The 19,111-nt window shown below is 33.7% G+C and carries 24 protein-coding genes; 21 read left to right on the top strand and 3 right to left on the bottom strand.

Annotation, left to right across the window (positions count from 1 at the left end; genetic code table 11):
- Positions 1-359: 359 nt before the first annotated feature.
- From AB1284_RS10690 to AB1284_RS10625, 14 genes are all read left to right on the top strand, one after another.
- Positions 360-794 (top strand): MarR family winged helix-turn-helix transcriptional regulator, encoded by a 435-nt coding sequence (locus AB1284_RS10690; protein ID WP_429749513.1) that lies wholly within the window; start codon positions 360-362, stop codon positions 792-794.
- Positions 795-808: 14 nt separating this feature from the next.
- The gene (locus AB1284_RS10685) at positions 809-1,447 is read left to right on the top strand and encodes a nitroreductase family protein (protein WP_429749515.1); all 639 of its coding nucleotides are present in this window, start codon (positions 809-811) and stop codon (positions 1,445-1,447) included.
- A 41-nt stretch (positions 1,448-1,488) separates the two neighbouring features.
- Entirely contained in the window at positions 1,489-1,860 is a 372-nt protein-coding gene (locus AB1284_RS10680) for a DUF1304 domain-containing protein (protein WP_429749517.1), read from the top strand.
- Positions 1,861-2,592: 732 nt separating this feature from the next.
- Complete coding sequence (locus AB1284_RS10675) at positions 2,593-3,303, top strand: nucleotidyltransferase domain-containing protein (RefSeq protein WP_429754298.1); 711 nt, start codon at positions 2,593-2,595, stop codon at positions 3,301-3,303.
- A complete protein-coding gene (locus AB1284_RS10670; RefSeq protein ID WP_429749518.1) occupies positions 3,303-3,476 on the top strand; it encodes a hypothetical protein in 174 nt (57 codons plus the stop codon). Before AB1284_RS10675 ends, AB1284_RS10670 begins: the two co-directional genes overlap by 1 nt.
- 24 nt (positions 3,477-3,500) lie before the next feature.
- Complete coding sequence (locus tag AB1284_RS10665; RefSeq protein WP_429749520.1) at positions 3,501-3,962, top strand: serine hydrolase; 462 nt, start codon at positions 3,501-3,503, stop codon at positions 3,960-3,962.
- 14 nt (positions 3,963-3,976) lie between these two features.
- Positions 3,977-4,564: a GNAT family N-acetyltransferase gene (locus tag AB1284_RS10660; protein ID WP_429749522.1), complete on the top strand. Its 588-nt coding sequence runs from the start codon at positions 3,977-3,979 to the stop codon at positions 4,562-4,564.
- A gap of 284 nt (positions 4,565-4,848) precedes the next feature.
- Positions 4,849-5,613 (top strand): VOC family protein, encoded by a 765-nt coding sequence (locus AB1284_RS10655; RefSeq protein WP_429749523.1) that lies wholly within the window; start codon positions 4,849-4,851, stop codon positions 5,611-5,613.
- Positions 5,614-5,694: 81 nt separating this feature from the next.
- Complete coding sequence (locus AB1284_RS10650; RefSeq protein WP_429749525.1) at positions 5,695-6,111, top strand: GNAT family N-acetyltransferase; 417 nt, start codon at positions 5,695-5,697, stop codon at positions 6,109-6,111.
- A gap of 141 nt (positions 6,112-6,252) precedes the next feature.
- Entirely contained in the window at positions 6,253-6,753 is a 501-nt protein-coding gene (locus AB1284_RS10645; RefSeq protein ID WP_429749527.1) for a GNAT family N-acetyltransferase, read from the top strand.
- Positions 6,754-6,826: 73 nt separating this feature from the next.
- Complete coding sequence (locus AB1284_RS10640) at positions 6,827-7,336, top strand: exosporium protein C (RefSeq protein ID WP_429749529.1); 510 nt, start codon at positions 6,827-6,829, stop codon at positions 7,334-7,336.
- 494 nt (positions 7,337-7,830) lie between these two features.
- Positions 7,831-8,652 (top strand): aminoglycoside N(3)-acetyltransferase, encoded by an 822-nt coding sequence (locus tag AB1284_RS10635; RefSeq protein WP_429749531.1) that lies wholly within the window; start codon positions 7,831-7,833, stop codon positions 8,650-8,652.
- 15 nt (positions 8,653-8,667) lie between these two features.
- Complete coding sequence (locus tag AB1284_RS10630) at positions 8,668-9,369, top strand: phosphopantothenoylcysteine decarboxylase (protein ID WP_429749533.1); 702 nt, start codon at positions 8,668-8,670, stop codon at positions 9,367-9,369.
- Positions 9,370-9,449: 80 nt separating this feature from the next.
- Positions 9,450-9,923 carry a tetratricopeptide repeat protein gene (locus AB1284_RS10625; RefSeq protein ID WP_429749535.1) on the top strand — a complete coding sequence of 158 codons (474 nt, stop codon included), beginning with the start codon at positions 9,450-9,452 and terminating at the stop codon, positions 9,921-9,923.
- Between the two features lie 69 nt (positions 9,924-9,992).
- Here the strand turns inward: AB1284_RS10625 and AB1284_RS10620 are convergent, their stop codons facing one another.
- Entirely contained in the window at positions 9,993-10,895 is a 903-nt protein-coding gene (locus tag AB1284_RS10620; RefSeq protein ID WP_429749537.1) for a phosphodiester glycosidase family protein, read from the bottom strand.
- A 262-nt stretch (positions 10,896-11,157) separates the two neighbouring features.
- Here AB1284_RS10620 and AB1284_RS10615 point away from each other — a divergent pair, with 262 nt between their 5' ends.
- Positions 11,158-11,250 carry a putative holin-like toxin gene (locus tag AB1284_RS10615; RefSeq protein WP_098308626.1) on the top strand — a complete coding sequence of 31 codons (93 nt, stop codon included), beginning with the start codon at positions 11,158-11,160 and terminating at the stop codon, positions 11,248-11,250.
- 248 nt (positions 11,251-11,498) lie between these two features.
- Here the strand turns inward: AB1284_RS10615 and AB1284_RS10610 are convergent, their stop codons facing one another.
- On the bottom strand, positions 11,499-12,308 hold the full coding sequence (locus AB1284_RS10610) for an HNH endonuclease (protein ID WP_429749539.1): 810 nt from the start codon (positions 12,306-12,308) through the stop codon (positions 11,499-11,501).
- 147 nt (positions 12,309-12,455) lie between these two features.
- Here AB1284_RS10610 and AB1284_RS10605 point away from each other — a divergent pair, with 147 nt between their 5' ends.
- Positions 12,456-13,538 (top strand): AI-2E family transporter, encoded by a 1,083-nt coding sequence (locus AB1284_RS10605; protein ID WP_429749541.1) that lies wholly within the window; start codon positions 12,456-12,458, stop codon positions 13,536-13,538.
- Between the two features lie 445 nt (positions 13,539-13,983).
- Here the strand turns inward: AB1284_RS10605 and AB1284_RS10600 are convergent, their stop codons facing one another.
- Positions 13,984-14,124: a YrzI family small protein gene (locus tag AB1284_RS10600; protein WP_429749543.1), complete on the bottom strand. Its 141-nt coding sequence runs from the start codon at positions 14,122-14,124 to the stop codon at positions 13,984-13,986.
- A gap of 416 nt (positions 14,125-14,540) precedes the next feature.
- On the opposite strand from AB1284_RS10600, the gene AB1284_RS10595 reads away from it, so the two are divergent.
- From AB1284_RS10595 to AB1284_RS10575, 5 genes are all read left to right on the top strand, one after another.
- Entirely contained in the window at positions 14,541-15,593 is a 1,053-nt protein-coding gene (locus AB1284_RS10595) for an NAD-dependent epimerase/dehydratase family protein (protein WP_429749545.1), read from the top strand.
- Positions 15,590-15,811 (top strand): hypothetical protein, encoded by a 222-nt coding sequence (locus AB1284_RS10590; RefSeq protein WP_429749547.1) that lies wholly within the window; start codon positions 15,590-15,592, stop codon positions 15,809-15,811. The genes AB1284_RS10595 and AB1284_RS10590 overlap by 4 nt, the downstream gene beginning before the upstream one ends.
- 231 nt (positions 15,812-16,042) lie before the next feature.
- Positions 16,043-18,127 carry a hypothetical protein gene (locus AB1284_RS10585; RefSeq protein ID WP_429749548.1) on the top strand — a complete coding sequence of 695 codons (2,085 nt, stop codon included), beginning with the start codon at positions 16,043-16,045 and terminating at the stop codon, positions 18,125-18,127.
- Positions 18,128-18,463: 336 nt separating this feature from the next.
- Entirely contained in the window at positions 18,464-18,670 is a 207-nt protein-coding gene (locus tag AB1284_RS10580; RefSeq protein WP_429749550.1) for a helix-turn-helix transcriptional regulator, read from the top strand.
- Positions 18,671-18,676: 6 nt separating this feature from the next.
- Positions 18,677-19,111 carry a hypothetical protein gene (locus tag AB1284_RS10575; RefSeq protein WP_429749551.1) on the top strand — a complete coding sequence of 145 codons (435 nt, stop codon included), beginning with the start codon at positions 18,677-18,679 and terminating at the stop codon, positions 19,109-19,111.

Below are 19,111 nucleotides of genomic sequence, written 5' to 3'. Positions count from 1 at the left end.
CAACCAAAAATCATTCCCAAAATACCGTTGAGTAAGAAGCAGCGTATCAAAATAGGAAGTCTCTTAACGAAGCTAGGGGTTATATTATTATAAAGACATAAAGTTTTCGTTTTGGGGAAACTAATCTTTTAACTTGATGGTGATGTAGCTGAATTCCTTTATATATTTAGTTGTATCTGATTATCAGAAGAAACTGAAAATATCTTTGATTTCTAGAGATGCGAACTGATATTGTGGATAAATATAAAGTCGATGGAACAAAATAAAACTAATTAAGCAAAAAAACTTGCAAAACTAGAAAGAGGGATATATATAATTGATATATCAATTAATTTTCGGTAAGAAAGAAGGGGTGAGTTTTGGCAACATATTATTCAGAAGAAGCCGAAATTTTATATAAGCTACAAAGTTTGAACAAAGTAATTGGTACGAAGTTTGAAGCATGCACTGGCATTAGTCAATCTCGATTGGAATTACTCGCATTGCTCTATCAAGTTGATGAAATTAGTCAAAGCGACCTTCAAAAAAAGGTGAATATTGATGGCGCAGCCATCACCAGACACGTTAAACAGCTTGAAGCCAAAGGAATAGTATTAAGAAGAAAGAAACCTGAAGATAACCGTATAACACTTGTTCGGTTATCTGAGCAAGGACGAGAACAAATCGAGTCTTCCAAGAAAGAAAAGGAACGTTTTATGAAGGAAATGCTCGTTAATGTCAGTGTGGAAGAACGCAATGTACTTATTTATATACTGTCACAAATGCAAAAAAATGTAGAGAAGATTAAAGCATAGAGGAGTGTTTATACATGGGAACTACATTAAAAACAAACGATTTTATGAAAATCATGAAAGGACGTCGATCCATACGTAATTATGATCCAACAGTCAAAATCAGCAAAGAAGAGATGACCGAAATATTAGAGGAAGCTACTACAGCACCATCTTCAGTTAATGCACAGCCATGGCGTTTTCTTGTTATCGAAAGTGCGGAGGGGAAAGAAAAGCTTGCGAAACTTGCTAAATTTAATCAATCACAAGTTTCCACTTCATCTGCTGTCATAGCAGTATTTGCAGATATGAACAACGGTGACTATATAGAAGAAATTTATTCAAAAGCTGTTGAACTAGAATATATGCCACAAGAGGTAAAAGACAGACAAGTACAAGCGTTGACTGCACATTTTGAAAAGCTTCCAATGCAAGAGAATCGCGAAACTATTCTGATTGACTCAGGTCTTGTCTCCATGCAGTTAATGCTGACAGCGCGTGCACATGGATACGATACAAATCCAATTGGGGGCTATGACAAAGAAAATATCGCTGAAGTCTTCGGATTAGATAAAGAACGTTATGTACCAGTTATGCTTCTATCCATCGGAAAAGCAGCAGATGAAGGATATGCTTCATACCGTCTCCCAGTCGACAGAATTGCACAATGGAAATAATATAAAACTGATATGATGGAACAGAGAGGGGAGAATAGTGTGTGGAAATACTTGCGGCGATTTTAGTGGGAATCGTAGCATTAGAGCATTTATTCATTATGATTCTTGAAATGTTTTTTATTGATTCAAAGGTGGCAAAACGATCTTTCAAATTACCGAAGCATTTAGAAGGAGATCGGAACGTAGCCGTCATGTTTGCAAATCAGGGTCTATATAATGGATTTCTAGCTGCTGGGCTTATTTGGGGACTCATACTTGGATTCAATCCAATTGGTCATATGATTCAATTGTTTTTCGTAATTTGTGTAGTGGTGGCGGCCGTTTTCGGAGGCATTACATCCAACAAGTCAATTATTGTAAAACAGGGACTTCCAGCTGTTTTAGCACTGGTTATCCTTTTGGCTGTGATATAGAACCCAATCTTTTCAATAATAAGAGCCCATTTTTGAAAAAAATATAAAAATGTTAAACTTGTGAAAACCAGTGATATCATGTATACGTACGGATATCACTGGTTTTTGTATAGATATTTAAAATGAGAGCCCTTTTTATTAAGCTAATAATCAATAGCGTTAAATAATTGAACTCCCCCCACTTAACTAACGCTTGAAGTGTGGAATTTCTACGGACAACAACGTATCTTCATCCATATTTTATTAAATCAAATCTATATAATTTCACGTATCATAATAAGTTTGTAAATTAAATTTCAGAAATAGGTCTACTAACATCTTATAAATTGTTCTATAACTAAAATAAAAATTTTCAGTTAAACTGAGAGTTTAAAGAAAGGTAAGAGTACATGCTTCTCATAAAATATAGTTTTAGTAGACAGCAAGCTGTATAGGATCGTTAAGAGTTTTTTGAGATAACTTAAGGTGTAACTAATGAAAATTCAGTTGTAATCAGTGAGGAATTTTTCATTTTTTTATTAATGTTTGGTTGAAACATGAGGAATTTTACCGCCTAAAAGTAGTGAGATATAACAACTCAATGATTAAGACGAGTAACATTTTAGGTACTTATTTTTAATAATTTCACATACCATATTTATTTAAAAATAGGAAAAAAGAAATAAATGTCGAATATATCGTAAGAATTAAATAAAAGACAGAGAAAACAAAATAAGAGGGGTATATATGAAAATGGAACCAATGGAGGCAGCTAAAAAAGTTCTAGTATCTCAATTTCCAACTTGTGATGCGGCACTTTTAGGAGGAAGTATTGCAAGAGGAGAAGGAACAAGAACTTCGGATTTGGATATTATTATTTTTGATGGCACGCTTTCGTCTGCATATCGTGAATCTTTCATAGCTTATGGGTGGCCTGTCGAGGTGTTTGTGCACAACTTTACATCTTATAAAGAGTTTTTTGAGAGTGATTGTAAACGCGGTCGTCCTTCTTTACCACAGCTGGTTGTAGAAGGAATTGTGTTAAAAGATATAAAAGGGAACATACCAACGATAAAGAAAGAGGCGCAGCAACTATTAGAAAAAGGACCTGAATCTTGGACAGAAGAAACGATACAACAGAAACGATATTTTATTACGGATGTGTTAGACGATTTTATAGGTGCAACAAAACGAGAAGAGGAATTGTTTATCGCAAATCATCTTGCAAATCTTGTTCATGAATTCGTATTGAGAATGAATAATTGTTGGACTGGACAATCAAAATGGTTTATGAAGACCTTAAAGAAATACGATGAGCAGTTCGCTACAGAGTTTGTAGCAGTGTTTGAACAATTTTATAAAACAGGAGAGAAAGGTCAAATTATCGTATTTGTTAATCACATGTTAGATATGTATGGAGGAAGGCTCTTTGATGGTTTTTGTATAGGTAAGGTGGAAAAGTGATGGAGCATAGAAAATTTTTTGTAAAAGATGTGCCAAAACTCATTCCAATTTCTATGGAATTGTTTTTGTATTTATATGACACAAAAACAAAGGAAAGCCTATATATAAATGAAAATAAAAAATTCCCTTTAGCGAGTATTGCAAAGTGGATTGTAGGAAGTATTGTATTTTAAAAAAGTGAATATATAGAACATACAATGATCAAAGAAGCTATTAGTAAACATTCAAGGAAAGCGTATGATTATATTTTAGAAAAAATCGATATAAATGAAATTAATATTGAATTACAATACATAGGACTCGATATTATTGTAAACAAAGATAATACAAGTATAAATGAGAATTGCGGAACACCAACTAGTGTATTTAACTTTATGAAATGTTTATATGAGACTGAAAAGGACAATATACTTATCTTTGAATCTTTAAAAGAACAAGAAGATCCGGATGGTTTCCAATTCCCAACTCAATATGAATGGCTACATATGACTGGTGGGCTTGAAAAAGTTTGTAATGATGTTGGTTATTTATATTTAGAAGATCGAGTGTTAATGTGTATTGGATTTGTTCATGCATATGAGGAAAATATAGAGTGGTATCAGCTAGAACGAGTACTCAAAGATATAGGAGAGTTAGTTGTACATACATATACAAAATGAGAGGAAATTACACAATGAATTTACCGAATATTCGATTAAGAGAATTATCATTAGATGATATAGAAGACCGATATCAGTGGTCATTAGATAAGGAAGTAACGAAGCATTTAGTGGTTCCAGATCAATATCCACCATTTACGCGTGAAGATACAAGAAGATGGATTGAAATGTGTATGAAACGAACAAATGGATATGAGCAAAGAGCAATTTGTTCCGAAAAAGGTGTGCATATCGGATGGGTAGATTTGAAAAATTTCGATAGAACAAATAAAAATGCAGAGCTAGGAATTGCGATTGGTGATAAGCGATATTGGGGAAAAGGATACGGAATGGCTGCTTTATCCCAAATGCTGCAAATTGGCTTTGAACAATTCGATTTAGAAAAAATTTGGCTGCGAGTAGATGCAGATAATACGAAAGCGATGAAAAGTTATGAAAGAGCTGGATTTGTACGTGAAGGATTAATGAGAAAAGATCGACTGAGACATGGAGAATTTATTGATCGTTATCGTTTTAGTATATTAAGGGAAGATTTTTTGAAATGTTACGGAGTAGTGACAGTCAATACAGTAAAAACAATAAAATCTTTGATGAAGTCATAAATAGAGGGCCTAATATTTGTTTATGTTTCCTGTATAGTCACGCATAGCCTTGTTTTTATAGATTTGTGTATAATTGCAAGTTACGCCTAATTGGAAATACAATTTAGAGCAAGGAAGCCACTTTGTTATATATAGAAAAAAGAGAGAGGGATATTGAAAATCTATCGGTGAATATGTCTATGCTACAAAAGTAGTAAATATATTATCCCCCGTTAAGTGGATTCTTTTACTATATATATCTTATACACTAGTAATGAAAGTATTAATTTTGTAAGGGATGCTATATGATTACACATTTTTCAAATATAGAATTACAGACATTATCTATTGAGGGCGTTAAACAAGTATATGCCGATATCCTGCAATTTCCTATTGTAAAACAAACAGAGACTTATATTCAATTTCAAATTACTCATTTTACAACAATTAGCTTCAAAGAAATATTAGAACCAATTGTACCAACACATTTTGCTTTTCAAGTGCCACATTCACTATTTAATGAAATTGCATTGTGGCTTATACAGTCAGGTGTACAAATTTTAAAAAATAAACAAGGAGAAAAAATTACGCACCATTCTCCGATAAGTAAAGCAATATACTTTAAAGATAGTGATGGAAATATTCTTGAGATTATTTCACACGAGTATGTACAAGAAGATGTTTTACAAAAAAATGGTCCTTTGCAAGTTATGTATGTTCGAGAAGTTGGATTTCCAGTTCCGTCTGTTCCTATGTTTCGAGAATGGTTGAAAAATACATTGCGAATGAAAACAATACATGACCAAGATATATTCAATTTTGTAATTGCAGGAACTGCACATGTAGTTGTTATAAAAGAAGGAAGACCGTGGATTCCAATTGATATGAGAGCATTAATGTCATCAATGAGCATTACCTTTGGAACTCCAAATCTAGAGTTTATACAAAAAGTACAGAAAAAAGAAAATACATTACATTTTAAACAGTATTCTTATTCTATTACATTGAAATATACACCAGAGTTTCTAGACTCTATTCCAAAATACTTACATTTACCTTTATCTTTGTAAAATAAGGGGGAACTTGAAATGAAGGAAACTGATTTATATATATAGAAAAATAACAGTTATTATATTTCAACCAATAAAGACTTGTTACAAATTGAAACCATTCATGATTTTCTTTGTAACGATTCTTATTGGGCAAAGGGGATACACAAAGCACTAATTGTAGAAATAATTCAAAACTCATCACTTTGTTATGGCGTATATGATAGTGAAACGAATCAACAAGTAGGTTTTGCAAGAGTCGTCACAGATTTTGTTCGCTTTTCTTGCTTAGCAGATGTATTTATTCTTCCTGCGTGCAGAGGAAAAGGTTTAAGCAAGTGGTTAATTGAGACGATAGTAAACCATCCAAAGCTAAAAGGTACACGATTTATGTTAGTTACACAAGATGCTCATACGTTATACGAGCAGTATGGATTTGAGAAAATTACAGAACCAGAGAAATTCATGATGAGAAAGTTAAACATGGAAGTTGTTTTAGAAAGCTATGGATTAGAGTGATAAACGTTTTACTAAAAAAGTCCCATATAATAATATTATGTAAACTTAATGTTTTTAATAATATAAAAGGAAAATGTCTAAGTTTACAGAACCTTTCTATCAGCAGGCTTTCATTTTATATGTAAGAAAGGAGACGAAACAATGATTAGAATCTTAACTGAAACTGATGCGGAAAATTATTGGAATTTACGTTTAGAAGCACTGCAGAAAAATCCAGAGGCATACGTTACTACATATGAAGAAGCAATGCAAAAGAAAGAACCTATCAAACAAGCGGCACAAAATTTACAAGCAGAAGATAACTATACGTTTGGGGCCTTTGATGAGAAGAATAGTCTAGTAGGAATTGTAGCACTATTAACAGAATCAAGAGCAGCGCTCCGTCATAAAGGACACATCGTAGGAATGTATGTAAGTTCTCAAAGCAGTGGGAGGGGATATGCAAGAAATCTAATACACGAAATCGTGAAAAAAGCAAAGACTCTAAACATAGAACAAATTGGTTTATCGGTTGTTTCTGACAATATTTCGGCAAAAGAATTATATCATTCAATTGGATTTGAAACGTATGGTGTAGAAAAAAAGGCATTGAAAATTGGTGAAATATATCGGGATGAAGAGTATATGGTGTTATTTTTATAAGAAATATCCATAAAAAAGTGAAATAGATTCAATTGGCTCAACTGATGTTTTTATACTATAAAAAACAGAAAGAATGATAGATATCCAAGCAAACTCTATCTCTATTACATATTTTAAAATAGAGATAGAGGAGGTGATTATAATATTTCGAATTATTGATTACCAAGCAACAGAGCCACTTCGTAAGGTAGATGAAGCAAAAGCTTTTACTATTCCACAATCTCCAAAAAAAGTTAAATTGGCAGAGCTACAAGTTCATATTCCGAAAAAACATGCACGCGAAAATCATGTGGAACTGATTTTAACTGTTGGTATAAAAGGGATTACTGGTATCGCTCAAATTGTGTTTAGAGTTTTTCGTGATGATCAAGAAATCTTTATGGCTCAACAAGGGATAGAATCTGTTGACTCAGAACAATTTTATATTGTAACATTTCAAGCTATAGACACGAATGTAAAAGCTGGTTCTCATAAGTATCGTGTAACTGCTGAGAATATTACAAAAGGTACAACGGCTGCTGTTGTCGGACCACTGTCCTTTAGTGCTTTAGCTATAGCAAAAGACCATGATTGTCATGAATAATATATGATGAATAAAAATTGGGAACATCTTTATATTGTTTAGAGAGGAGGTTCTCCTCCTCTCTTTTTTATAAAAGAAGGAATATAAGAAATTTACTACTATCAGTCCCATTTCCGTCAACTATACCTGGGAATTTAACATTATCAAGACTTAAATCACAAAAATCTCTAAAAATAAAGGAGAATACATATTAGTCATGAGAAATATGTGTTCTCCTTTTTCCTTTTATCAAGTTCAAGCCTTGTTAGGGTAGCACCACATCGCCAGCAAGCTAACAAAATAAAATATCCCTTACAATAAAAAAAAACGCTATTCTTTCTGTAGAATCATAGGAAAGAATGGCGTTTTTGTATGTCTATTTCTATATTTAATGAATTACAACTATGTATTTCAAGTTGTTCTATTTGTTTTTGTTAAATATTAAGAAAAATATGATAATATAGAAATGGAATTTATAAGAAATTATATTTCCTATATAGCATGGAGGACTTTTTATGAATATAAACGATATTATTACAAAGACAAAAATACCAAATACAATTCATACAATCACAAGTGATTTGCGGAAGTTAGGTGTTACAGAAGGAATGACCGTAATTGTGCACTCATCCCTTAGTTCTATAGGCTGGGTGAGTGGAGGGGCTTTGGCTGTAGTAGAAGCATTAATGAAAGTTGTTACAGAAGAAGGGACAATTGTTATGCCGACGCAAACGAGTGATTTATCTGATCCGAAAAATTGGCAAATGCCACCGGTTCCGGAAAGTTGGTGGGAAATTATTCGTGACAATGTACCGCCTTTTGATCCAAAAACAACACCAACGCGAAGTATGGGAAAAGTAGTGGAATGTTTTCGTACTTATCCAAATACAAAGAGAAGTAATCATCCTTTACATAGTTTTGCAGCATGGGGAAAGAATGCAGAACAAATTACCGAAAATCACGAACTTTCTCCTAGTTTTGGAGAACTGTCACCTTTACAAAAAATATATGATTTAGATGGATATATATTGCTAATTGGGGTGGATCATGATTCCAATACATCACTTCATTTATCTGAAGTTCGTGCGCAATTTCGAGATAAAATACAAATTGGGGCACCGATTATTGAAAATGGAGTTCGTATATGGAAAGAGTATGAGGAATTCGAATATGATTCTGATGATTTTGAGCCGCTAGGAAAGGCATTTGATGAAACAGGAATGGTTACATATGGAACGATTGGAAATGCATCATGTAAATTGATGAAACAACAAAAAGCTGTCGATTTTGGAACAGAGTGGTTTTTAACACAAAAACAAACGAATAAAATATGTTAGTAAAGGATGGAGAACATGAAGGAGAAAAAGATACTAATTACAAGCGGCGGTTGTTTAGAAAAGTGGGATCAAGTTAGAGGACATACAAATTTATCAACAGGAAGAATGGGAAGACTTCTCGCGGAAGAAGCTTTGAAAGTAGGAGCTTCGGTTATATATTTACACGGTTATTTTGCAGAAAAACCTGAAACAGCTGATAATCTTTCATCTTATTCTTTTGAGGGAATTATCGATTTACAAGATAAAATGAAACAAATAATTACAAGTGAAAAAATAGATATTGTTATTATGGCAGCGGCTGGATCAGACTGGATTGTTGATAAAATTGTCGATCGAGACGGAAATATAATGAATGAAATAGGTAAGTTATCAAGTGAGATGCCGCCAGTTATTCATTTTAAGAAAGCTCCAAAGGTATTGGCACAAATTAAACAATGGGATCCAAATGTTGTATTAGCTGGATTTAAATTAGAAAGCGGTGTAAATCAACAAGAATTAGTAAATAGAGCACAAGCTCGAATGAAAGGTTCACAAGCAGATTTTATGGTTGCGAATGCTTCAGATGCACTATATACATATGAAACGAATCACTACATTATTTCTAAAGATGGTGACGTGCAAGTATGTAACGATAAAGCAGAGACAGCAAAAATTTTGATTGATAAAATCGCAACGATTCATTCTGAAAGAGAACAATTGCTTATTCATCACTCATAATAAACGGGAATATATATCATTAAAAAGTAATGCTGGGAATTATACATAGATATATTGAGTGAAATGAGGAGGGCAAGGGAATGGAAAATCTACTAAAAAAAGCAATAAAACTACGCAACGAACAAAAATTTGTTCAATCAAGAGAGATATTGTTAGGTTTAACAAACTTTACGCAAGATCCTGAAGTCTTGTATCAATGTGCATGGACGCATGATGCGATGGGAATGGAAACGGAAGCCGCTTTATATTATGAGAAAGCTATTGAGCAGGGACTAGAAGGGGAAAGCTTACGCGGGGCTTATATCGGTTTAGGGAGTACATATCGCTGTATCGGGGAATATGATAAAGCGATTGCTGCATTAGAAGCTGGAATAGAACGTTATCCAGATGATGATGTCATGAAAGTGTTTTTATCATTGGCAAAGTATAATGTACAATCTCATGAAGAAGCGATGAAACTCCTGCTAGATGTGGCAATGAAAACGGAAAGTGTAAAAACATATGCAAAAGCAATTACATTTTATAAAGAGCGTTTAAATGAAATGTTTAAATAAAATGGTAGAGTGACAAGTAAATAACTACCGGCCGAGAAATGAAACATTCAGCCGGTAGTTATTTACTTGTTATTTCGGGATGATTACAAATGCATTTGGAAGATAGCGCATTCCTATGGAAGTTTCAGTTGCAGGTTTAAGCTGTAATTCCCCTTTATAGATCATTGTTGAAGAACCTCCGCCGTCTAAGGCAAATGCATCTATACATCCATATTTTTGGAAAAGAGATACCATATCTCTCATAGAAGCACCACGGTGATGCTTGTTCCAATAAAATCTTCCGTCTGTTACAATCATTATTACATTCCCTTGTGAATCTTGCCCAATTCCTGTTCGAGGCGCCCAGCCATATGCTTCTTCAATGTGATCCGTCACCATATCTTTTCCATCTACAATCAGTTGCGGTCCGAATGTAACAGCTTGTGTTACGTTCATATGTTCTAACTCATTAATGGAGTATGTTCCTGTAATGAATTGTCCTTTTTTTGTGAATCCGCAAACAGCATTTCGTGCATCTCGACTAAATCCAGGCTCTGAACGAATAATGCCATCAGAAATTGCAATCCCTATGACTTCTCCGCCACGCCCAACACCTCCTGGATCTTTAAATCCCCCTGCGTTGATACCTCCAAAAGCCCCATTTTGTTCAATGAGATCAGATAATGGTTGTCCTTGATTATGATATTTGGAACTTACTAAATGAACGGTAGTCGGATCGTTAACCTTCATTATTTTTGCTGTGAAATGTGGATCTTCGTGTGTTTCAACAGTTACAGATAAGTGCTGTTTTTTACGCGAAAACAAAAAATTGTGAAGTTTTGATTTTTGGGTGGGCGGTGCATAAATAGCAGTTTCCAATTGTTGAATTTCATCTTTTGACAAAAGTAATCTTGCGAATTGTGGGTGCTGTGATGACAGAATAGATCCTCCGATCATTTCGCGAAGTTTATGACCAGCACTTGTACTGTACAACCAAATCACTCCTCCTGCTAGGACAATGAGGAGTACGAGACTTATTCGTTTTATTCCCTTTTTTATCCTTCTTTGCATGTGAATACCTTCTTTTTTTCATAGTATGTCACATTTATTATTTTTCAACACAATTAAAAACCGGCATGCATAAAGCTTACCGGTTTTCGTCGTAAAAATTAGAAGAATATGATAAAATGAAAGAGTAACTCATGGCCAGGGTGGTTGTTCTATTATCACTTCTCTAATGAAGGGAGGTGATAATTTGAGTGAACTTTCGTTACTTTTGCAAGGTGGTCTTTTTCTCATTGCATTGCTGACGTTTGTTGTGTTATTAATTGACAAGCTCAAAAAATAACAACCCACTCTACGCCAATAGAAGGTGGGTTGTTTCATTCATAAGAAACAAATAGGATAATGAATAATCCACTCTGCTGAGTTATATGGGACTAGTGTGTTGCCGCACACTAGTCTTTTTCTATTCATATGCTAATTTGATTTATTTATGTGATTGTATTGCTCTTTTCATTGTTATTATAGCATAATCCTGTTTATGTAAGGAAGGAGACCGTATGTTCTTATTTTTGTAATCACATCGATTGGTTTTTAAGATCGAGTTCCGCTTGTTGTTTTAAATAATCCGTTCATATATTCTTTTAAACTTTTTTTGTAAAACTCTTGATTGATTGTATCATTTACACCAACAATTGGCGACGGAAGGTCATATGTTTTTTGAGAAAGATGAACAACGACATCAAACACATCAAAGAGGCGAATAAAACAGAATAAGCCATCTTTATCGCTTAATAAAATAAAATAATGATTTTCGCAGTCGGTATTTAATGTGTTCCACAATGAACTTTTGCTTAAATCTCGTACAATATTTCTATCTTTTAATTCGATAAAATCTACACTGAATAAAATATTAGAAATGGCAACAGCATCTGGATCATGAAAATAATCATCTATTGTATGTACAGCAAATAAATAAGCCATTTTCAATAAACTCATCTTATACTTGCGATTATCAAGCAGTAATTCGCGTTGAATGGAACCGGCAACTTTTTTTACTCGTTCTTCTTTCCATATTTCATCATGAAGTGAGATATCATGTCTTTTGCATAGTTTCATAATAAGAGAATTTGAAAATTGAAATTCGTCGCTATCAGCTTCGTCATTTGTATATTCTTCATCATATATATCTAGAAGAGGGGAATCAATTTGATGTTTAAGTTGATCTATTTTATACTGAATTAATTTATGGCTAATTAATGGACGATCTACATTTGTTACTACTCTTTCATGACATGCTTCACACACTGTATTGATATAGTAATATCCACATAACACTTCTGGAATAACATATTGTTCTGCATGTTGTTTCTCTTTTTCTCTACATATACTGCACATCGTCATAGCTATCACCTTTTAGTTGCAAATTTTTATATGTCTTTATTGTAGTGTATTTATTTATGTTTTGGAATAAAGAACGAAGAAATAGCATGTAAAATTTTGTTTTGATTTGTTACAATGAGAGGAGAAATTTAAAAGGAGGCTTTTTTTTTGAAATCGAAAGCTCATTTTTGGACATTAGAAGTGCTGATGGTTGTAACGATTATTTTTATCTGTACAAAAATTTCGTTTTTATTTCAGCCAATCGGTATTTTTATCTCCACATTGTTTTTCCCAATTTTAATTGCTTTATTTCTTTATTTTATGTTTAATCCAGTTCTTCTTTTTTTAGAGAACAAAAAAGTGCCGCGTAGTTTAGCTATTTTGCTACTGTACGTATTCATTATTGCACTAATAGCTGTTTCGATCGGTGTTGTGGTTCCAACTCTTTCTCATCAGCTGATGGATTTAATAAAGAACATGCCAACTTATATTAAGGTTGGGAAAGAATACATAACAGATTTATCAAATCATAGGTTATTTCAATGGCTTACAACACAAGATTATGTTTCATTAGAAGTATTAGAAAAGAATGCTCTTAATTATTTGAAAGATATACCAAATACGCTTACAGCGAGTGCGACTGTATTAGTTAGTATTATTACAAATATTGCATTAGTTATTTTCACAGTTCCATTTATTTTGTTTTATATGTTTAAAGATGGACATAAATTTCCTGGAGCAGCAGTTCGTTTTTTACCAGAGTCGTATCATGAAGAAGGGCGTCGTGTCTTAAAAGAGATGAATGAAACCCTTGCTGCATACATTCAAGGCCAAGCGCTTGTTTGTTTATTTGTTGGAGCTTTCACATTTGTCGGTTATTTAATTATCGGGATGCCTTATGCTTTTATTTTAGGAGTTGTGGCGGCACTTACGAATATCATTCCAAACTTAGGTCCATTTATTGGGGCAGCCCCTGCGGTTATTGTTGGACTATTTGTATCACCGGTGCAAGCGTTATGGGTTATTGTTGTTGTAACGATTGTTCAGCAATTTGAAAGTAATATTCTATCACCGCGAATCATGAGTGAAAAATTAAATATCCATCCGTTAACGATTATTGTGTTAATTCTTGGTGTCGGAAATTTTGCGGGAATTATTGGGATGATTTTAGCTGTACCAGCGTATGCTGTGACGAAAACAATCGTTTTAAATTTAGTAAGGCTTTTTAAAGTGAAAAAAAATAAGAAATAGAAAGAAGACCAGTTACATATTGTAGCTGGTCTTCTTGTTTTTTAGTACCAATAGTATGATTTTATCCCGCTATTCGCGAGTGGTAAGACCCCCATCTCAAGATTCAAAGAATAGGTGGGGAATAACTGCTGGCATGTGCTCGATTGGTGAGAGCTTTCCATCAGTGGGGAGGATGAAGAAAACTCCCACTGATGGAAGTTTCACTTTATTCCAGCAGTAGATTTTTCAAATTTTGCAAACTGCTTTGCTGTATGTTACAAACATGACAAAGATAATTTTCAATAGTGCTGTATTTCTTTTAAATACTTATCTTGGTTTATTTACCATTCTTGGAAAAGACTATGATTTGTTATGCAGAGTCTACCTCCACAATCCAAATCATAATTCGCTGCTTTGACAAAAACATTCTAAACATCTCCTTTCATCGTTATTTGTTATTAAAAAATTAAAGGTGGTTATAAAACGAAATTTGACGATCTTTTACTTCGTCCATGATCTTTTGAACACGTTGTTCATGTTCAATTTCTTCTTTAGATAGACGTGTTTTTTGAATCGTAATCGTTAAAAAGAATACATGAAATGTCATATACTGTTTACTCCTCTCGAATGTATAAATTTATAAGAAAGCGAAAATCGCACAAAAAAGCCACAGGAAGACAAAGTGCTCCTGTGGCAAGGCATGAAAAAGCCACAGGAAGGCATTCGACCTCCTGTGGCAGAATTATCTAAATCATAATAAAGGCGATTTTTAATTCTCCATTTGGGTGGTCGAATATATATTTGATTGTGAGACAGATGCTACATAAACACTTATTTTCATCATTTCATTCGACCTCCTTTGGAAATTTTTTCTTACTTAAGTAAGTATATACAATTAGGTAACTTTTGTAAACCCTTGAAATGTAAAAATAGGATAAAAATTTTGAATTTTGATGAAATCGCATAACTTCTAAGGGAAATGTTATTGAAAATGACGAATTATTCGTGTGAGGAGGGATGGGAATGAAATTATTAATCTTAGGTGGATCACGCTTTTTAGGAAGAGCTGTTGTTGAAGAAGCATTGAAGAGAAACCACGAAGTGACTATATTGAATCGGGGCAACAACAATGATATTTTCAAAGATAAAAAAGTAGAAGTGCTTATCGGTGACCGAGATAGAGACATAGATGTACTGAAGGGAAGAGTATGGGATGCGGCAGTTGATACGTGCGGATTTGCACCGCGAACTGTAGAGAAGTCCACATCTATGTTAGCAAATCATGTTCGGCATTATACCTTTATCTCTAGTCTGTCTGTATATAAAGATTGGATTCCAGTGGGAATTACAGAAGATTATGAAGTACAAACTTTATCAGAAGAAAAAGTAGCAGAAATTAACCGGAGTGCGGCAGGGACTACTTACAACGAGTATTATGGTCCTTTAAAAAGATTATGCGAAATAGAAGCTGAGAAACATTTGCCGGGTCAAGTACTGTCTGTAAGAGCGGGGCTTATTGTCGGCTCAAATGATTATTCAGATCGGTTACCTTATTGGATAAAACGAATCGTAAAAGGCGGCAGAGTATTAGCGCCAGGAAATCCAAAAAGAAGAGTGCAATTTATTGATGTGAAAGATTTGGCAATTTGGATTGTTAACATGATTGAACGAAAAATTACAGGAATTTATAATGTGACAGGACCAGACTATCCATTAACAATGGAGCGGTTATTAGAAAGTTGCAAAGGTATAACAAATAGTGACGCAGAATTTGTTTGGGTAAGTGAAAAGTTTTTACTTGAGAACAATGTAGCGCATTGGACTGAAATGCCGTTATGGATACCGGAGGAATTTGCTCTTCCAGAAGAGAAAGAACCTTGGCGAGGTGACGGTTCATTTCATATTGATAAGGTGTTAAGTACGGGGCTGACATTTCGCTCACTTGAAGAAACGATTTTTGATATTTGGAAGTGGGAACAGTTGCGTAGTGAAACTGAAGAACGAAAAGCAGGGTTAGCATTTGAAAAAGAACAACAATTATTAAAAAGTTGGATGGAGGCACAACCATTATCATGAGTTTTCAAGTAGATTCTCTTTTAAAAACAGCAATTAGCACAGTACTATTTCCATTTACAGGTGTAAATATGTACATAAGAAAAAAGAATGCAACGAAAGAGCAGCAACTTTTATGCCAACTAACAAACTGTACAAAGCATATTCAAACAGAGAATGGTCATTCGATTCAGTTGGAAAATCCGGAGGTGGTGATAAAGACCATACTAGAACTGATGTAAATGCTATTATATTTAAAGAATAAAGGACAGTTACTACGTGTTGAAATCTTTTAGAATGAAGTGTTGAGAAGATCAAGGTTTCTATAAAAATAAGAGAAACCTTGATCTTTTTATTTTCTTTATAGCATTATCCTATATGATTAAATCAAAAATAATAAATTGGAAAAATATATAAATTACAAGTGGAAAATACGTATAAAAGGAATACACTTGTAGAAGGAGGGATGGGGGATGAAAGCTTGGAAAGATGACGTTTTTAAAATACTTGGAATATGGTCTTTACTTGGTGCTTATATCGTTTTAACGATGACTATGCGCTACTCATGGGCTACCGTGTATCAAAGCTTAGCTATTATCGGGGTACTTATCATTGGAATAGTGTGGTATTTTGCGATAAGAAATATAATGTGTGCAAACACGTTGTTTCTAAGGGGTATGCGTGTAACCTTATATCTCGCTTATGCGTGGTCATGTTGGATGCTTCGAAATATTTACGGTGTAGAAAACGAAGAAGTATGGCTGTCTGTTAGTTGGTTACTTCCAGCGTTATATCTTTATGTAACAGACAAAAAAGCAGAATGGTATATGTTTGGAGGCGGAGCGTTACTTTTCTTTTTATCAACGATAAACGAAATGAAGTGGTTTACTGTTTCAGATAAATGGCAATCTATTTTAATAACTATCGCTTCCCTTATATGGTACCGAATTGAGCTGAAAATGCCGGGGCGTTATTTATTTTACACAACTAGTTTATTAGGATTATGGATGGTGTACCTTGTAAGTTCATACGAAGGAGGAGAGCCTAACTATTGGATCAAAGTAGTGTGTGCGATCCTCATGACAGCCATGTACGTTATTATATTTAAAAGGTTAAAGGAAGGAAACTTATATAGAATAACAACTGGCGCAATCCTAACGGCGTGGTCATTGTATGCATTGATAGATATTACCAACCTATTTACAAATTTAACTATGAATATCTCTTATATATTGATGGGATTGGTCGTTTTGTTTGTTGTAATTACGCAGCAATTTTTTACTTGGCAAGAAAAAAAGAATCAAGCACAAACAAATCATCGGAAAATCGGAGAATATGTGCTGTATGTTTTAGTAAGCTCAATAGGAAGTGTTCTTTTCCTTGCGAGTCTCTATTTTGTTTTATGGGAAACATTAAGAGAAAGCAGCGTAATCATGATTACAAGCGCTATGCTCAGTGTGCTTGGAATATGGGGATATAAAAAAATAACAGCAAAATTTTTACGTATTTTTTTATTTGTTTTCGCTATCATGGCGGGAATTACAACACTTGTAACAGATCACCATTACATATGGGGAGTGTTGTATGCTAGTTGCATTTTTGTGTATTGGATGTTCGCAAAACATAAGGCAGAACAACATAGTTTATGGTGGTTATTAGAAGGAATTATACTAAGTGAATGTATGAGAGGTGCGGACTTTTCAACAAGTATGGGTTATCTCGTACTCATTCATATCGGATTTTTTATTTTTGCGATTGCACGAAAAAATGAATTTTTATTACGAAATAGTATTGGGTTTGGAATGATATATGTATTTTTCTATTTGTTAGAGAAATACGAAGGTGCAGATTCTTGGTTTATTGTAATCGCACATGGTGGATATACATTACTTCTTGTGTTAAGCATGCTATATGTAAAGGATTCTGTAATGAAGCGGATTAGTATCATTATTTATTTGTTTACGAATCTTATTATGTATGAAACAAATTACATTGGAAACTATGGATTAAGCTGGATGCTATTTCTTGCAGGGATTGTATTGTTACAAATAAAAAAGCCGCAAAAACAAGAGAATATCATAACATATAATATAACATACAAGAAAAAATATGTATGGTTAGTGGGTATACTTTCTACTTTTATTTTATTAGGTACTGTTACACATCAAGAATGGAACTATTATAACAGTAATACTGTGTTACTAGGATTAGAAAATCCAATTGAGAAATCAGCTCAAACGAAAAAAGTGTGGTTTTTTTACAAAATAGAAGCGGAAGCGAACGAAATGATGTTGAATCGTGACACAAAAAAAGAAACAAAAACACCTGTATTTATAAAATTGAAAAAAGGACAGGGAGAGAGTTATCGAATAGATAAAATAAAGATCAATGACTACCCGAAAGAAAAAGGCATTTGGATAAAAGGATATATGAACTACGGGTATGTTACGATAGGAAGTACGCGTGAAGTTCCTGTTACCCTTGTAAAAGGGGAGGGACTGTATGCAAAAGTACAAATTGCAAAGAACGGAAATAGCAGAGTGATTGAAATTCAGTGAAAGCAAAATGTGCATGAGTGGGAAATCTTATTATCCATTGGTACAGGGGGAACAAGGTATAAAAGGTAGTTTTCAGACTGTGGAGAAAAGTTTCTCTACAGTCTGTTTTTGTGTTCTTAGATGCAAGTGATGCGAAGTTATAAAATGAAGCTCTAATCAAAATGTTTAATTCTTTTTGTACTTAATCAAATTTAAAAGGCCATATAAGCTAAACAACGCCATTATAGATGGTGTTATTTATGTTTTCTTAGGCAATTATTTATGACAAAATGCAAATGATTATTTACATTTTATTTGTAATCATTTACAATTATAGAAAATGAGGGAAGGGAAATTATGATGCTTGAAAACAGAGTTAGGGAATTACGAGCACGATTTAGGTGGACTCAGCAAGACTTGGCCGATGCAATTGGAGTGACAAGGCAGACAATCGGATTAATTGAAAAAGGTGATTATTCTCCATCTGTCACTATGGCGTTAAAAATAGCTGCTGCGTTTAATGTTACTGTAGAAGATGTTTTTTATTTAAAAAGAAAGGAATGACTGATTATGATAAAACAGATTTTGAGATCACCGCTTATTGGTGCGAGTTTATTTGTATTGATCATTGCATTTTTACTGTTTTCTCTTATGAGCACACAGGTCGCTTTGGCTAGATTGTGTTTTGGGATTTTGGTAATGTTTACTTTTTTGTGGTTCATTCTTACAAAGCTTTATAACCGAAAGAATCCTGATGATAAGATTAAAGTATTTGGATTTATACCATCCGAATTTCGTGAAATAGATGAAGGTCAACAGTGGGTCACCTATAAGGCTTGTAGGAATGTGTATATTTACTATAGCTTTGCCATTCCAGTAACGGCAGGAATTTGCTTCCTCTTTTCTCATAATATCCTCGTTCCATTAATGTGCATTGGTGTACTAGGTGTAGGTCAATACATTGTCTATTGGTTAACTACTATTTGTGTTTTAAATCGTATTTAA

It is taken from the genome of Bacillus sp. S2(2024), assembly GCF_050474045.1.
GTDB lineage: Bacteria > Bacillota > Bacilli > Bacillales > Bacillaceae_G > Bacillus_A > Bacillus_A yunxiaonensis.
This window is presented reverse-complemented; position numbering and strand designations above follow the sequence as displayed.

Coding starts and splice junctions, on each gene's coding strand:
- AB1284_RS10685 (WP_429749515.1), top strand. CDS start 809: ATGGGAACTACATTAAAAACAAACGATTTTATGAAAATCATGAAAGGA.
- AB1284_RS10675 (WP_429754298.1), top strand. CDS start 2,593: ATGGAACCAATGGAGGCAGCTAAAAAAGTTCTAGTATCTCAATTTCCA.
- AB1284_RS10670 (WP_429749518.1), top strand. CDS start 3,303: ATGGAGCATAGAAAATTTTTTGTAAAAGATGTGCCAAAACTCATTCCA.
- AB1284_RS10665 (WP_429749520.1), top strand. CDS start 3,501: ATGATCAAAGAAGCTATTAGTAAACATTCAAGGAAAGCGTATGATTAT.
- AB1284_RS10660 (WP_429749522.1), top strand. CDS start 3,977: ATGAATTTACCGAATATTCGATTAAGAGAATTATCATTAGATGATATA.
- AB1284_RS10655 (WP_429749523.1), top strand. CDS start 4,849: ATGATTACACATTTTTCAAATATAGAATTACAGACATTATCTATTGAG.
- AB1284_RS10645 (WP_429749527.1), top strand. CDS start 6,253: ATGATTAGAATCTTAACTGAAACTGATGCGGAAAATTATTGGAATTTA.
- AB1284_RS10640 (WP_429749529.1), top strand. CDS start 6,827: ATGATAGATATCCAAGCAAACTCTATCTCTATTACATATTTTAAAATA.
- AB1284_RS10635 (WP_429749531.1), top strand. CDS start 7,831: ATGAATATAAACGATATTATTACAAAGACAAAAATACCAAATACAATT.
- AB1284_RS10630 (WP_429749533.1), top strand. CDS start 8,668: ATGAAGGAGAAAAAGATACTAATTACAAGCGGCGGTTGTTTAGAAAAG.
- AB1284_RS10625 (WP_429749535.1), top strand. CDS start 9,450: ATGGAAAATCTACTAAAAAAAGCAATAAAACTACGCAACGAACAAAAA.
- AB1284_RS10610 (WP_429749539.1), bottom strand. CDS start 12,308: ATGACGATGTGCAGTATATGTAGAGAAAAAGAGAAACAACATGCAGAA.
- AB1284_RS10600 (WP_429749543.1), bottom strand. CDS start 14,124: ATGACATTTCATGTATTCTTTTTAACGATTACGATTCAAAAAACACGT.
- AB1284_RS10595 (WP_429749545.1), top strand. CDS start 14,541: ATGAAATTATTAATCTTAGGTGGATCACGCTTTTTAGGAAGAGCTGTT.
- AB1284_RS10590 (WP_429749547.1), top strand. CDS start 15,590: ATGAGTTTTCAAGTAGATTCTCTTTTAAAAACAGCAATTAGCACAGTA.
- AB1284_RS10585 (WP_429749548.1), top strand. CDS start 16,043: ATGAAAGCTTGGAAAGATGACGTTTTTAAAATACTTGGAATATGGTCT.
- AB1284_RS10580 (WP_429749550.1), top strand. CDS start 18,464: ATGATGCTTGAAAACAGAGTTAGGGAATTACGAGCACGATTTAGGTGG.
- AB1284_RS10575 (WP_429749551.1), top strand. CDS start 18,677: ATGATAAAACAGATTTTGAGATCACCGCTTATTGGTGCGAGTTTATTT.